Genomic DNA, 15290 nt, shown 5'->3' on the forward strand with positions numbered 1-15290 from the left:
ATATTTGAGTACCCTAAATTTTTGATTTCTACTATTTTGAAAAATATATGAAAGCTTATATTTGGGTAAATTACGGGTTTTCGGTATTTTTTGAATAGAATTTCCTTTCTAATTTAAATCTGAAAAATATGCGAAATTTTACTTCTCTATCTGTAATTGCTGCCGTTTGTTTTATGATGTTATCTTTTGGATCTTCTGCCAAAGAAATTCATATAAAAAGCAAAACAGCGAAGTCCGGGAATATTTTTTTAGCCAAAACGTATGATGCCAAAGTTGGTGTTGATGTTGTAGCGATTAACGAGTTTTATAAAAAATATCCCAAATTAAAAAAATACCAAAATGACGTTTTAGATCTTTATAAAAAGAAAGAATACAGTTCGATTTGGTATGATGATAAGAACATTAGCGAATTTGGATCTTTATTGTATCACAAAGTCAGATTGCTGAATGATCAGGGTATTAAGGCAACCATGCCTTATATGGATGCAGTAGATGATATTTTTAATGAAAATGTATCAAATAAACTGCCTCAGATTGATACCGAGCTTTTATTGTCTAATATGTATGTGTTCTATGCGAGCAACGTTTATTCCGGGGTTGATCCTGCCACTTTAAAGCAAATAGGCTGGTTTTTACCTGCAAAAACTATTTCGTATACGAAAATATTAGATTCTCTTATGGTTGATCCGGACCGATTAAACAAAGACGAAAACCTCTTGTACGGACAATATTATAAACTTCAAAAAGTATTAAAAAAATACCGAACTATTGAGAAAAACAATCAATGGAGTAAAATCGATATCGATAGTGCCAACTACAAAGATTTAAAACCTTTTGACAGTGGTGTTGCAGTACAGCAAATCAGACACCGTTTGTTTGTGGTTGGAGATTTACCACAGGATTCTAAAAGGAATGTCTATGATGAAGAAATGATGGCCGGTATTTTAAAGTATAAACAGAGATACGGACTCAAATTAAATTATACTTTGACCCGTGAGCATATTGATCAAATGAATGAGCCCATTGGTAACCGCATCAAAACCATAATGCTAAACATGGAACGTTGTCGCTGGATTCCAACAGATCTGGCCAAGGCAAGTGAATATGTAATGGTCAATATACCTTCGTTTAAACTGGTGTATGTAAAAAATGGTAAATATGAATTGGTTTCGGATGTTTTTGTTGGAACCCGAATGACTGAAACGGTAATTTTTAGCGGTAAAATAGACCGGATCGTTTTTAGTCCGTATTGGTACGTTCCACAGAGTATCATTAAAAATGAATTAAAACTAAAAATGGCTGAAGATAAAAACTATCTCGCAGATCATAATATGGAGTGGAACGGTGGAAATGTCCGGCAAAAACCGGGACCTAAAAACTCCCTGGGACTAGTTAAATTTATGTTTCCAAATCCAAACGATATTTACCTGCATGATACGCCGGCCAAAAGTTTGTTTGAGTTCGAAAAACGTATTTTTAGCCACGGCTGTATCAATGTAAAAGAAGCAAAAGGTTTAGCACTTGCAATATTAAAAGACAATCCGGATTGGCCGGCAGATAAAATAGATCAGGCCATGAGCGGTGAAAAAGAAACGACCTGTATGCTGAAAAATAAAATTCCAATTTATATTGGCTATTTTACTGCCTGGGTAAACGATGATGGAGAAATTGGTTTTTATCCGGATGTTTATGATAGGGATCCGCGTTTAGATAAACTGCTTTATTCAGATGCTGTTGCATCAAAATAAATAAAAAGCCGGCAAATTCTTAAAATCTGTCGGCTTTCTTAAAAAAAATGGTCTACAAGTTTATTCGTATTTTAAATATTTTAAGATATCAATCTTGGTTACCTGATACGCTTTTGATAAAACTATGATTAAAGTTAAAGCGAGCAAAGAAACCAAAGCGATAGTGAAAGGTATTACTGAAATTCCAATTCTGAAAGCAAAGTTTTCCAGCCATTTCTGTAGCAAAATGTATGCCGGAATAACGCCAATTACAAATCCTATTAAACAAAAGCCAATATATTGTCTGGATAATTCTTTTAGTAAGGCATCGGTTTCTGCCCCTAATGTTTTCCTGATGGCGATTTCTTTTAATCTTCTTTCCATCGAAAAAGAAGCCAGAGCAAATAACCCGAAAATCGCAATAATAATTACCACAAGATTTAATATAAAAAACAAATCTTTTTGTTTTACCTGCTGCTGATAGGTCTTAGCAAAACCTTTATCAACAAATTCATAATCAAAAGGATAATCCTGATTAATGTTTTTCTCCCAGTAGGCTTTTAGTTTAGACAATGTTTCGGTTAAATTTTCAGGAGAAATTTTCACATAAATATTGTCAAAGTTATTCCATTTTAAAGTTTTAAGATTGATAAAAACCATTGGAGGAACCTTATCCTGTAAACCGGTAATATTAAAATCCTTAACTACACCTACAATTTTAAATTTCATATTTCCATTTTTCCCATCGGTCCAGCCGGAAGTAATAATCGTATTTATAGGATCTTTAAGATTCCATGTTTTAGCCAGAGTTTCATTTATCAGCCAATTGTTAACGGTATCCGAAGCAAATTTTGGAGATAAATCCCGGCCTTTTACAATTTTAATTTTCATCATATCAAGAAAACCAAAATCCATTTCGACGTTTCTTGGCTGCACAAAAATACCTTTATGTGTAAGTCCGGAACTGGAGTTGGTACTGTATCCGAAAGAACCGGCAAAAGTAGAAACATCTTTAACTCCGGACATTTTAAGAATTTCCTGCTTCGCCGTTAGATATTTTTCTGTTTTTTTAGTGTAATCCGGATAATCAAACTGAATTCTGATCACCTGATTTCCGGTAAAGCCAAGATCTTTATTCATCATATAATTAACCTGTGAATTCACAATCACGGCACCAATAATAAAAAATGCAGCAATGCCAAACTGAAAAATAAGCATAGAATTACGAATCCAGATACCGCTTTTGCTTCTGGAGAAGTTTCCTTTTAAAACCTTTAACGTTTCAAAATTTGAGATATAAATGGCAGGGAATATACCCGCAAGAATGATTACTAATCCAAAAATAAAAATAAGCTGCAGGTAAAATTCACTGCCATTCATAGTCAAAGATTTCTTCAGAAAGTTGTTGTAATAGGGGAGGGAAAGTTCTACAATGGCCAAAGCAAAAAGAATGGCTAAAACAACGATTATGGCTGTTTCAAAAATAAACTGGGCAATTATTTGTTTTTTAGTTGCTCCCACAACTTTGCGTACGCCAACTTCTTTTGCCCGTTTTATGGCAGATGCCGTGGCCAGATTAATGTAATTTACTAAAGATAAGGTCAGTATTAAAACAGATAAACCCACCATGATGTAAAGCAACTGCAGATTTCCTTTGCCTTCGGGATAATTTTGTCCCTGCGAAGGTTTTATACCATACAAACGAGACGTTTTTAATTGATTCAGCATTACCTTTATTTCGCCGTTTTCTTTTATATACTGTTCCGGAGTTTGTCCGTTTTCTTTAGCATCTTTAAGGGTTCTGTTGACATAATTTACGTGTTGCATCTTCTTTAAAACAGCGGCCATGTCTGATCCTTTTTTAACTTTGATCATTAAACCATAGTTAAAGTTCCCCCAGCTTTGTTCGTCTTTTTCGTTTGCAACAGAGCCAAAAACATAATTAGGCTCGAAAGAAGATGGCCTTACAATTTTATAAACAGCTTTTACGATGTAATCCTTATAGCTGTAATTAATTGATTTGCCAATTGGGTCTTCATTTTTAAAAAGTTCTTTTGCTGTTTCTTCAGATATTGCGACACTATTTTTTTCTTTCAAAATATTGGTTTTGGCTCCTTTTACAATTGGAAAAGGAAACATATCAAAAAAGCCATTATCTGATACGCTTATATTTTTATGAAAAAATTTCTGTCCTTGATATTTAATCAGTGATTCATTGTACCAGGTGTAAAAAAAACTAATTTGTTCAATTTCGGGAATTGTTGCTTTACAGGTTCTTCCGTAAGGAATACTGCAAGAAGCCCAGATATCACCTGTTGCTCCAATTTCATTAAAAACCTGATAAATGTTTTCTTTTTCAGGATTCCATTTATCGTAAGAGTTCTCGTTGTCCCAATACAAAATGGCGAAAATTACCCCGGCAATTCCAATACTTAATCCGAGAACATTTAAAAACGAAAACAGTTTGTTTTGCTTTAAATGATATATAAAAATTTTAAACCAGTTAAAAATCATGCTTTACTTTTTATAGTTATTTATAGTCGTTTTGGATAAACTAAAAGTTTTTCAGAACCATTTAGTTTTAAATCATAGCTAATATTTTGCAAACAAATCCCACCAGAATTACAATTGCAGTTACAATAAATTTTATCATTTTGAAATTATTTAGCGTCCATAAAAACATCAACATTTCTCTGATTTAGTTTTTCAGAAAATATAACACCATCTTTCATGTGAATGGTTCTTTGCGAAAAAGAAGCATCATAATCAGAGTGTGTAACCATCAAAATGGTAGCGCCTTTAGCGTGTAGATCCGTTAAAAGTTCCATTACTTCATTACCGTTTTTACTATCCAGATTTCCGGTAGGTTCATCAGCCAGAATAATTTTAGGATCGTTTACCAGAGCCCTTGCCACGGCAACCCTTTGTTGCTGCCCGCCCGAAAGCTGCTGCGGAAAATGCTTCAGTCGGTGTGAGATATTTAGTTTTTCAGCAATGGCTTCAATTTTTTGTTTTCTGTCCGCTGCTTTTACATTATTATAAAGCAAAGGCAATTCGATATTATCATAAACCGAAAGCTCATCGATTAAGTTGAAATTCTGAAAAATAAACCCAATATTCTCTTTTCGAACATTCGCTCTTCCTTTTTCTTTTAACCCTGCCATTTCCTGATCTAATAGTTTGTAGCTTCCACCGCTGGCACCGTCTAAAAGCCCGATAATATTTAGTAAAGTCGATTTTCCACAACCCGAAGGTCCCATAATAGTCAGGAAATCTCCTTTTTTTATTTCTAAAGTAATGCCGCTTAAAGCAGCTGTTTCTACTTCTTCTGTTCTAAAAACTTTGGTTAAATTTTGGATTGTTATCATAGCTTTAAAATGTTTAGGTGTTGTTGATTGTGTTTTTTGATTGATGATTGAAACTTTATTGATTGTAAAATGTAAAATGTAAGTTGTAAACTGAGACTGCAAACTGTTACTGAGAATTAATAGCCAGCTCCTCGATGTCTTTATAGTCAGTATAAGATGAGGTAATCACAGATTCACCTTCTTTTAAACCTTCCAGCACTTCATAATACGAAGGATTTTCTCTTCCTAATTTTATGTTTCTTCTTACGGCTTTGTTTCCTTTTACAACAAAGATCCATTTTCCTGCTGTTTCCTGATTAAAACTTCCTTTTTGAACGACAAGGGTTTTGCTTTTTTCGGATAAAATAAGTTTTACGCCAAAACTAAGTCCGTCCTGCAGCACGATATTTTCTTTAGAGGTAAAAGCCAGTTCTACAATAAAATGTCCCCCTTTTACTTCAGGAATTACTTTGCTTACGATCACTTCAAGATTTTGTCCTTTAAATTCTACTTGCCCTTTTAAACCTTCACGTACTTTTTCCAGATAAAATTCATCTACATCGGCAGTCAGCTTATAACCTTGTTTAGAGTCTATTTTTCCAATGCTTTCGCCAGCCTGAAACGTCTTTCCTAAAACAGGCTGAAAAGAAGTTAATCTGCCGGATTCCGGAGCGATAATCAAAAAGTTCTTTTTGTTGTTTCTTAAAATATCCAGACTTTTTTCCATAGTCTGAATCGAATGGTTGATTTGTGAAATCTGAATCTGATTGGTTTGTTTCTCTTTTTGAATACTCTGTTGAATGGTTCTTTTTCGTTCTTCCTGAAAACGTAAACTTTCTTTAAATGTATTCCAGTCATTTTTTGAAATCACCTCTTTTTCATATAATCTGGCATTCATGTCGTATAATCTTTTAGCGTCATTATAGTCATGTTCGATTAATACCAAATCTTTATTCAAATTTAATTCCTGATTTCTAATATTCAGTTTTCCTGTGTTCAAATTGTTGATTTGTTCAATAATTGCCGTTTCCTGAGTCAGGTAATTCAGTTCTGTGTTTGGGTTGTACAAACGGGCCAGCGATTGACCTTTGGTCACCATGGCGCCATTTTCGACAAAAATTTCTTTTACAGATCCTCCTTCTGTCACATTCACCAGCATTACGTTCAGGGGTTCTACTTTGGCCTGAAAAACTACAAAATCTTCAAAAAAAGCTTTTTCAACTTTCTGGATACTTAGTTCTGCTGCTTTTACATTTAAGCTTCTTTTAGTATTAAACGAAAAAAATACGATGGTTGCCAAAACTAAAAAAACTCCAATTGCTATTGTGAGATATCTAAATTTTCTATTTTTACGAGGAATTACTTTGTCCATTTCTTTAATAATTTACTGATTACCAATAGGTAAATACTGTGCCATAAAAATTATTATTTGTAAAGTATTGATTTTAAAGAAGCTTTAAAAACCATCCAAAAAAGAAGTGTTCGATAATGAACAGTTGACCGTTCGTTATCGAACAAAAAAAGACATCATGCGAAAAAAACAAGCCCAAATATTAATCGTTGACGACCAGGAAGAAATTCTTTTTTCGGCAAAAATGATTCTCAAAAAGCATTTTGAAACCATTTTTACGGCAAACAGCCCCAAAAAAATCATTTCTATTTTGAATGAAAATGAAATAAATGTGGTTTTATTAGACATGAATTATCGAATTGGTTTTGAAGATGGGCGGGAAGGGATTCATTGGCTAAAAGAAATTAAAACGCTTTCGCCACACACAGTCGTGATTTTAATGACCGCTTTTGGTAAAATTGATACTGCCGTCGAGGGGATAAAAATTGGTGCTTTTGATTATGTTTTAAAACCCTGGAACAACGAAAAATTGCTGGAAACAATTGATAAGGCTGTAGCCGAAAGTAGAAAGAATACTAAAAAAAATGTAACCGAAAAAACAGCGAAAAACTATTTTGTTGGAAGTTCCTTAAAAATTAAACAAGCCTATTCTATTGCTGAAAGAGTAGCCAGAACAGATGCCAATGTTTTGATTCTGGGAGAAAACGGAACCGGAAAATATGTTTTTGCTGAGTTTATTCACCTTAATTCAGAAAGGAAAGCACAGCCTTTTGTGCATGTTGATTTAGGATCTTTAAGTGATAATTTATTCGAAAGTGAACTTTTTGGTTATGCTAAAGGTGCTTTTACAGACGCTAAAACAGATACAGCCGGAAGATTTGAAATTGCTTCCGGCGGCACTATTTTTCTGGATGAAATTGGGAATATTCCGTTGCATTTGCAATCTAAATTATTACACGTTTTGCAAACGAAAACCGTTACGCGTTTGGGAGAAAGTAAGGCAAGACCTTTGAATGTTCGTGTAATTGCAGCCACGAATAGTGATATAAAAGCTGAGGTTAAAAACAAAACGTTCCGCGAAGATTTGCTGTACCGCATTAATACAATGGAAATTCATTTGCCTTCGTTACGCGAACGAAAAGATGATATTGTACCAATGGCGCATTTTATCCTGGATAAGATTGCCGAAAAATACAATCAGGAAAATTGGCACTTTGAAGATAATGTAGCGCCATATTTAGAGAAATACCCCTGGAAAGGAAATATTCGTGAGCTGGAAAACAAAATAGAACGTGCTTTGATTCTGGCCGATAATAATACCATTTCTGTCACCAATCTGGATATTCTGGATTTCGAAGAAATTCAGGAAAACGATGAAAATCCTTTATCTGAAATGGAAAAAAGTGCTATCGAAAAAACACTTTTTAAATACAACGGAAACATCAGTAAAACAGCTGAGGAGCTTGGATTGTCAAGAGCCGCATTGTACAGAAGAATCGAGAAATACGATTTAAAAAATATTTAAACACAGTGTGATTTAACCGCAAAGCACGCAAAGTATTTTTTTGCTGTGTTTGCAGTTGGCTTTATTAAGTTCGCAAAGCTGTTGATGCGAACCTTGCGTAAACCCTTTGCGACCTTTGCGATTAAATTTTTCAGCATTATTAAGCATAAAAAAAGTAAAATCATGAAAAACTGGAAATTCTATAATGCATTGTTTATAAGGGTTCTCTTTATGATGATACCCTTTTTCTTTTGCGTTTTTTTGATTTATAAAACGCTTTATTACAATGCTATTCTGGTTGGTTTTTTTATATGCTTACTGTTGTTTGAGATGTATTTTTATATCAAAAACCATGCTTTGTTTTACGATAAAATATTGCTTTCTATTTTGCAGAAGGATTTTTCGACCAATTTTCCGGAAGAGTATAAAGAGCAGAAATTTAGCAACTTATATCTTTTATACGATACCTTAAAATACCAGCAACAGGATCAGACTTCAAAAGAACTTATTTATAAATCGATATTAAATAACATAGATACTGCGACTTTAATTCTTGAAAAAGAAAACGAAGACTGGAATATTTTTTTAATGAACGATTGTTTTTCGCGTTTATTTAAAGTGCCAAAAGTAAGTCATTGGAAGTATCTAAGAAATTATTTGCCATCGTTATGTAATGAAATAGAAAAAACGGATTTCACCGAATTAAAATCGGCAATTTCGATTAAGATAGAAGAGCAGGACTTACAGACTTTTATGCTGCAAACATCCTATACCAAAACGTATGAAAAAGAATATTTCATTATTTTATTGGATAGTATTCAGCGTGTCATTGAGAAAAAAGAAAAGGAAGCCTGGATAAATCTGATGAAAATTATTTCACACGAATTAATGAATTCTTTGACGCCAATTCGCGCGCTTTCGCAGAATTTATTGCAGATCGTAGATCAGGAAAAACTCGAAGAAGATGATTTCGATGACATCAAAAGCAGCATTTCGACCATTATCAATCGAAGTGATCACTTGCAGGTATTTGTCGAAAATTACCGGAAACTAGCCATGCTTCCGACTCCAACAAAACAAATGACGCCAATAAATGTACTTTTAGAGGATTGTATGCGCATTATGAGCCCGATTCTAAAAGCAGAAAATATCGAACTGGTAAACGAAATTAATAGTTCCCGTTCTATTTTGATTGATAAAAGCCAGATCGAACAAGTGATTATTAATCTAATAACGAATAGTGTCTATGCTTTGAAAGAAAAGGCCGAAAAGAAAATGTTTTTGTCCAGTTATACAGAGAACAACCGTTTTTTTATCACTATCTCAGACAACGGAAAAGGAATCGACCATGAGATTCGGGATAAAGTATTTCTGCCTTTCTTCACGACCAGAAAAGACGGCGCCGGAATTGGATTAACACTTTCTAAAAACATCATCGAAGCGCACGGCGGCTATTTAAGCTACCAGACTGATGAAGATAAAACGAGTTTTGTGATTTGTTTGATTTGAGTTTTTTTGAACCATATAAGTGATGTAAGTTCATATTAGCTTTGACTTAAAAACGTTTCAGGATCTTTGTCAAAGTTAAAGCCCGTATTTTTGTCGTACCTCGGGATGACAAAAAATGAGAATAAAAAAGCTAAACCTTTAAAGTTCAATTTCCGGCGTCCAAAAGTGTTTCTCTAAATCTATAATTTGATTGTCGACTACTTCAATACCTTCACTTTCGAGAAGTTGCTGCATTAAATTAGTTCCGTCAAAATGGTGTTTTCCGGTCAGGAGACCTTTTCTGTTCACGACTCTGTGCGCGGGAACATCTTCCATATTATGGCAGGCATTCATTGCCCAGCCCACCATTCGGGCAGAACGGGCGGTTCCTAAAGCTTTTGCAATAGCGCCATAAGAAGTTACTTTTCCGTACGGAATTTGTCTGGCGATCGCATAAACTCTCTCAAAAAAATTATCTTCAGCCATATGTTTAAATTATTTTACCATTAAGATATTAAGGTTCATTAAGAGAAAGCTTAACTTTTTATTGAAAAATAATGAAGAAAGTGAAGTTTTATAAAGCGGGCTTAATTTTTCTTAATGGTTCAATTTTATAAAACCTGAATTTTTAATCTTTAGAAAATATTGTTAACTAAAATAGTAATTCAGAATATTAAAAAGTGTTATAACAGCGATTAAACCCGTAATGCTTCCTATAATGGTATTCATATTTCGCATGATGTAATCGGTTTTCTTTTCGATTCTTCCAAAGAAACCAATGTAGCTGTATAGAGCCGCAAAAGATCCTAAAACAGATCCAAATACAAAAGTAAAAATAATGTTGTTTTCGAATGCAAAAAGATGATAAGAAGCTAAGGTTACACTCACCACAACATAATACGGAATCGGGAAAAAGTTCAGGGCTGACAGTAACATCCCTAAAAAGAAACGGCTTTTTTTACTGCTCTTTTTAATCTTAGATTTTTTGGCTTTTGGTTCTTTCGCTATAAACAAAAAGTAAATCGTTAAAATCGAAAAAATAGCAAACCCAACTTCGCGTAATAATGTCACTACATCAGGGCGATTGTCAATTACCTGAGCGAATAATACCGCAAGGGAAACCTGAAAAAAGATCACTAAAACCGCACCGGCAACAAACCATAAGGCGTTCTTTTTTCCCTCTTTCATGTTCACTTTAGCAGCTGTCATATTGATTAGACCAGGCGGAATAATCCCAATGAAAGCGGCAATAAAACCTGAAAGTAATGGGGTAAGTAATGCCATTCAGTTATTTAATGGGTTGGAAAAACGTTCTTAAAATTAAATTAGTCTTTAATTTTAAAGCGAATATACGTAATTGCCTTATTAATTTCTAAATATTGTTTCTCGTAAAAAGTCTGAAAAGCAGTAACTTCCTCAGGGCTTCCTTCGTTTGTATACACGTTATGATTTGCATATAAAACCTCATGTCCTTCACCGTGAAGCAATCCGAGTGTGTAACCGTGCATGAATTCGCTATCGGTTTTAAGGTTTACAACACCGTCTTTTTTAAGGATTTTTTTATACAATTTCAAAAACTCAGAGTTGGTCATTCTGTGTTTGGTTCTTTTGTACTTGATTTGCGGATCCGGAAAAGTAATCCAGATTTCATCCACTTCATTTTCATTAAAAATATGGTCGATCAATTCGATTTGAGTACGAATAAAAGCAACGTTATGAAGTCCGTTTTCTACAGCAGTTTTAGCACCTCTCCAGAAACGCGCACCTTTAATATCAATTCCGATAAAATTTTTGTCAGGATATCTTTCTGCTAATCCAACAGAATATTCACCTTTTCCACATCCTAATTCTAAAACTAATGGATTATCATTTTTAAAGAAATCAGAGTTCCATTTCCCTTTCAAAGGCATTAAATCGCCTACAACTTCTTCTCTGGTTGGTTGAAAAACGTTTTCAAATGTTTCGTTTTCCCTGAATCTTTTTAGTTTATTTTTACTTCCCACTTTTACAAAAATTTTCAGCAAAATTAAGGAATATAAACGAATGAAAATAGCGCAACGGTGTTTAAAGTTTTTTGCTGTGAATTACACGAATTTTCGCTAATTTTTTTTGCCACTCCCGATAGCTATCGGAATCCCGGATTAAAAAGATTTTTTAATGTAGATTATCTAATCCGGTATAGTCCCTACGGGACATCAATATGGGGCTTTGTCTATTTTTCTACCAACATATAATCTCTGCGAGATATACTTCTTTAGGAGTTAAATATTGGGAGAAAACGATTATTACCACGCTAAATATTGTCCCGTAGGGACTACATATGTTTTAATTAAAAAAAAACATTTTAATCCGTGCAATCTGTGGCAAATTTATTTTTACCCGTAATGCGCTTCAGTAATAGGTTTTAATTTTGGATCCAGCGTTTCATCATGTTGCGATAAATCAAGACCAATATGTTCGTTTTCTTCAGAAACACGAAGCGGAATTATAAAGTTAGTTACCTTGAATAAGAAATAAGCGCCGAAGAACGTAAAGATCGAAACCAGAACCAATGCCATCATATGGTGACCAAAAACGTTCCATCCGCCGTGTAATAAACTAGCATCTTCGCCGTGAGCAAAAATAGCAGTCAGGATCATTCCCATGATTCCGCCTACACCGTGACAGGCAAAAACGTCAAGTGTATCATCAAATCTTTTCGAGAAACGACAGTTTACCACTGAATTCGAAACCAAAGCGGTAATAAACCCAAAAAACATACTTTCAGGAACCGATACAAACCCTGCGGCTGGAGTAATAGCTACTAAACCTACAACAGCCCCGATACAAGCACCTAAGGCCGAAACTTTTCTTCCGTTCATGCGGTCAAAGAAAACCCAGGTTAACATCGCAGCGGCAGATGAAGTTGTGGTTGTGGCAAAAGCCATTGCGGCAGTTCCGTTGGCAGCAAGGGCTGAACCAGCGTTGAAACCGAACCATCCAAACCATAACATTCCCGTTCCTAATAATACAAACGGAATATTGGTTGGTATATGAGCACTATTTTTTCTTTTTCCTAAAACGATAACCCCTGCCAAAGCAGCAAATCCGGAGCTCATGTGTACTACAGTTCCTCCGGCGAAATCTTTCACACCAAAATAACTTCCTAAAACCCCCGTAGGATACCAAACCGAATGGCACAAAGGCGCATAAATAAAGATGGTAAACAAACTGATGAACAATAAATATGATATAAAACGAACACGTTCTGCGAACGAACCCGTAATAATTGCCGGAGCAATAATCGCAAACTTCATTTGAAACAAGGCAAACAACATAAACGGAATCGTACTTGCCAATTTTTTATGAGGCAAAACGCCCACATAATCCATAAAAGCAAAAGTCGTGGGGTTTCCAAAAAAACTATAAAAGTGTTCTCCGGAACCAAAACCTACAGGATCGCCAAAAGCCAGACTAAAACCCACTACAACCCATAAAAGTGTTACAACACCCAAACAAATAAAACTTTGCAACATGGTCGAGATCACATTTTTGCGGCCCACCATTCCGCCATAGAAAAAAGATAATCCGGGAGTCATGATCAAAACCAGACAACACGAAGTTAACATCCAGGCGACATCGGCAGGAACAATATGATCGGTTGTTCCAAATTCAGACAATACATAACTATTTGTGGTAACAGTTGGCCAGAATGCACCGGTAATACAAACAATACTTATAATAATAAAGGAAATGATCCAGCGTTTTTCTATTTTCATTTTTCAAATACTTTATTTAACCCTATTTTTTTTGGGGTCAAAGTTAAAAAAAAATAAAGATTTTGATTTTCAGGGCTGTTAAAATAGAGGTGGTGCTTTTATTTTAGTCAATTTTGTAAAATTCGATCTGTTTTTTTGAGACAATCTTATTTTGAACTTCTAAATTAAGGATAAAATTGCCAATTGTATTATAATTAATTTGATATCTAATGCTGTAAAGCGCTAGAAAAGTTAGGATTATAAGAACAAAGTTCAAAAATGTTTATTTTTTTTGAAGCTTAGCAATCAAAACGTCTTCGATAGGTGCTTTTATCTTCGTAACCGCATCCACCTCGTCATTCGGGATGGTCATCGATAAAACATAATGCTGAATTTTCCATTCTTTGCCAACCTTAACCAAAACACCAGAACCGCGGCAAATTTTCATCTGCGTATTCAGCAATTCATCAAACCACGCAATTTTTCCGGTTTTATCAAAAAAGATATGACGTTCAAGAGCGGTAAAATTCCAGGTTTTCCCTTTGTCAAAAAATGGTTTTGCCCAAACTTTAAAGTCTTTTTTGGTCCAGTTTTCGGTAGCATCGGTTCCAATAAAAATTCCGTCTTCGGCAATTAAATCAAAGTAAGCATCAAATTTTACCTCACCAGCCGCTTTGTGCCAGGTGTCCAGAGTTTGATTGACTTTGTCTTTTTCAGAAGTTTGTGCATTTGCAAAAGTCGCAACGAATAATAAAAGAAGGATTGATTTTTTCATAAAAGGTTTTGTTTTGGTTTAAAGTTAGCAAATATTTTTTTCAAAGGTGCAAAGGTATACAGGTTCAAAGGTGCAGAGTTTTTTTGTTGGGATTCGTTTAATCGCACAAAGACGCAGAGTTTTTTCTTTGTAAGTTTAGAACTTAGCGCCTCTGCGTCTTTGCGCGAAATTTTCGGCCCAGCCATTAAATCGGCATAACGAGAAAATCTTATATTACTTATATGGTGAAATCTTAGTATATTTGATTGCTTTAAAATCGATACATCATGAATTCAAAAATACTTATCACCTCAATATTTGTTACTTCTCTGGTTTTTACCTCTTGCAAGAAAGAACTGGAACCACAGGCAAGTACACCAGCATCTGAATTGGTCAAACTAGGATTAGCAAAAGATACCACAAAAACACAATCTGTAGTTCAAATGCCGGCAACGAATCCGAATACCGTATTGAGTGATACAAAAGGAATAAATCCTGCACACGGACAACCCGGACATCGTTGCGATATTGCTGTTGGTGCGCCATTAAATTCCGCTCCAACACAAGGACAAGCCACAACTACGCAGCAACCGCAAACGGTACAAGTAAATGGAGGCCAGCAACAAGTGGTAACCACCACCACAGTACCAACAAAAGTAGCCAAAGGAATGAATCCTGCGCACGGACAACCCGGACACAGATGTGATATTCCGGTTGGAGCACCTTTAAATTCTCCTGTAGCAAAACAGCCCGTTGCCAATACAGATCAAAGCGGAAGCGTATCACAAAAATTTACCGTAACGCCACCACCTGCAAATAATGCAGTTCCGGCCTTATTAAGTACCGAAGAAACAGCAGTAGCAGACGGAATGAACCCTGCACACGGAAAACCCGGTCACAGATGTGATGTTGCCGTTGGAGCTCCATTGCCAAAATCATAATATTTACGTCAATAATCTGGGCGTGCCACCAATAAAAAAAGGGGCCAACTATGCAAATCGCTTAGTCGGCCCCTTTTTTTATTGCTGTCGGGCTATCCGCGCTACTTCGGTAGCCAGCTTCTATCCCTCACGCGAAAAACATCGATTGTGTTATAACAAATATAGGTGTAGTCCCTTACGGGACATTAATACTTACTGTATAATTTTTTTCTACCAATATTTAACTCCTAGCGGAGTTATTATTTAGAATATCAATATTTTCAATTATTACCTACGGTTTCAGGCGTGGGATAAGAATCGTGAAAAATGTATTGTGTTCGAGCGATTGAAAACGTTGGGAATGTTTATAAAATGTGAAATCTCTTCTTTAATAATATATTCAATAAAAAAATATCTCGTAGAGATTACATGTTGGTAGAAAAACAATTTGCGAATCACAAT

Annotated in this window: 12 protein-coding genes; 4 read left to right on the top strand and 8 right to left on the bottom strand. The window is 35.0% G+C overall.

The genetic code is table 11. The features are described 5' to 3' along the window. Nucleotides 1–128 precede the first annotated feature (128 nt). The gene (locus ACHRWY_RS06185; RefSeq protein WP_395353383.1) at nucleotides 129–1748 is read left to right on the top strand and encodes a murein L,D-transpeptidase; all 1620 of its coding nucleotides are present in this window, start codon (nucleotides 129–131) and stop codon (nucleotides 1746–1748) included. Nucleotides 1749–1808: 60 nt separating this feature from the next. Here the strand turns inward: ACHRWY_RS06185 and ACHRWY_RS06190 are convergent, their stop codons facing one another. The 3 genes from ACHRWY_RS06190 to ACHRWY_RS06200 all read right to left on the bottom strand — a co-directional run bounded on the left by ACHRWY_RS06190 (nucleotide 1809) and on the right by ACHRWY_RS06200 (nucleotide 6446). Beyond that, the gene (locus ACHRWY_RS06190; protein WP_395353384.1) at nucleotides 1809–4241 is read right to left on the bottom strand and encodes an ABC transporter permease; all 2433 of its coding nucleotides are present in this window, start codon (nucleotides 4239–4241) and stop codon (nucleotides 1809–1811) included. A 146-nt stretch (nucleotides 4242–4387) separates the two neighbouring features. Beyond that, nucleotides 4388–5095 carry an ABC transporter ATP-binding protein gene (locus tag ACHRWY_RS06195; protein WP_395353385.1) on the bottom strand — a complete coding sequence of 236 codons (708 nt, stop codon included), beginning with the start codon at nucleotides 5093–5095 and terminating at the stop codon, nucleotides 4388–4390. Between the two features lie 106 nt (nucleotides 5096–5201). Then, nucleotides 5202–6446, bottom strand: coding sequence for an efflux RND transporter periplasmic adaptor subunit (locus ACHRWY_RS06200; protein ID WP_395353386.1), 1245 nt, complete (start codon nucleotides 6444–6446; stop codon nucleotides 5202–5204). Between the two features lie 157 nt (nucleotides 6447–6603). Here ACHRWY_RS06200 and ACHRWY_RS06205 point away from each other — a divergent pair, with 157 nt between their 5' ends. Both ACHRWY_RS06205 and ACHRWY_RS06210 read left to right on the top strand, forming a co-directional pair. Next, entirely contained in the window at nucleotides 6604–7950 is a 1347-nt protein-coding gene (locus tag ACHRWY_RS06205) for a sigma-54-dependent transcriptional regulator (RefSeq protein ID WP_395353387.1), read from the top strand. A gap of 162 nt (nucleotides 7951–8112) precedes the next feature. Beyond that, complete coding sequence (locus ACHRWY_RS06210; protein WP_395353388.1) at nucleotides 8113–9438, top strand: sensor histidine kinase; 1326 nt, start codon at nucleotides 8113–8115, stop codon at nucleotides 9436–9438. A 138-nt stretch (nucleotides 9439–9576) separates the two neighbouring features. Here ACHRWY_RS06210 and ACHRWY_RS06215 read toward each other — a convergent pair whose 3' ends face one another. The 5 genes from ACHRWY_RS06215 to ACHRWY_RS06235 all read right to left on the bottom strand — a co-directional run bounded on the left by ACHRWY_RS06215 (nucleotide 9577) and on the right by ACHRWY_RS06235 (nucleotide 13929). Beyond that, complete coding sequence (locus tag ACHRWY_RS06215) at nucleotides 9577–9903, bottom strand: MGMT family protein (protein WP_395353390.1); 327 nt, start codon at nucleotides 9901–9903, stop codon at nucleotides 9577–9579. Nucleotides 9904–10065: 162 nt separating this feature from the next. Then, a complete protein-coding gene (locus tag ACHRWY_RS06220) occupies nucleotides 10066–10701 on the bottom strand; it encodes a LysE family transporter (RefSeq protein ID WP_395353391.1) in 636 nt (211 codons plus the stop codon). Between the two features lie 41 nt (nucleotides 10702–10742). Next, complete coding sequence (trmB, locus tag ACHRWY_RS06225) at nucleotides 10743–11420, bottom strand: tRNA (guanosine(46)-N7)-methyltransferase TrmB (protein WP_213306424.1); 678 nt, start codon at nucleotides 11418–11420, stop codon at nucleotides 10743–10745. A gap of 372 nt (nucleotides 11421–11792) precedes the next feature. Continuing rightward, nucleotides 11793–13175: an ammonium transporter gene (locus ACHRWY_RS06230; protein WP_395353393.1), complete on the bottom strand. Its 1383-nt coding sequence runs from the start codon at nucleotides 13173–13175 to the stop codon at nucleotides 11793–11795. A gap of 262 nt (nucleotides 13176–13437) precedes the next feature. Then, nucleotides 13438–13929, bottom strand: coding sequence for a nuclear transport factor 2 family protein (locus ACHRWY_RS06235; RefSeq protein WP_395353394.1), 492 nt, complete (start codon nucleotides 13927–13929; stop codon nucleotides 13438–13440). A gap of 266 nt (nucleotides 13930–14195) precedes the next feature. On the opposite strand from ACHRWY_RS06235, the gene ACHRWY_RS06240 reads away from it, so the two are divergent. Next, entirely contained in the window at nucleotides 14196–14849 is a 654-nt protein-coding gene (locus ACHRWY_RS06240) for a hypothetical protein (RefSeq protein ID WP_395353395.1), read from the top strand. Nucleotides 14850–15290 lie beyond the last annotated feature (441 nt).

Origin of the sequence: Flavobacterium sp. FlaQc-48, assembly GCF_044007335.1 — a bacterium.
Classification (GTDB): Bacteria; Bacteroidota; Bacteroidia; order Flavobacteriales; family Flavobacteriaceae; genus Flavobacterium.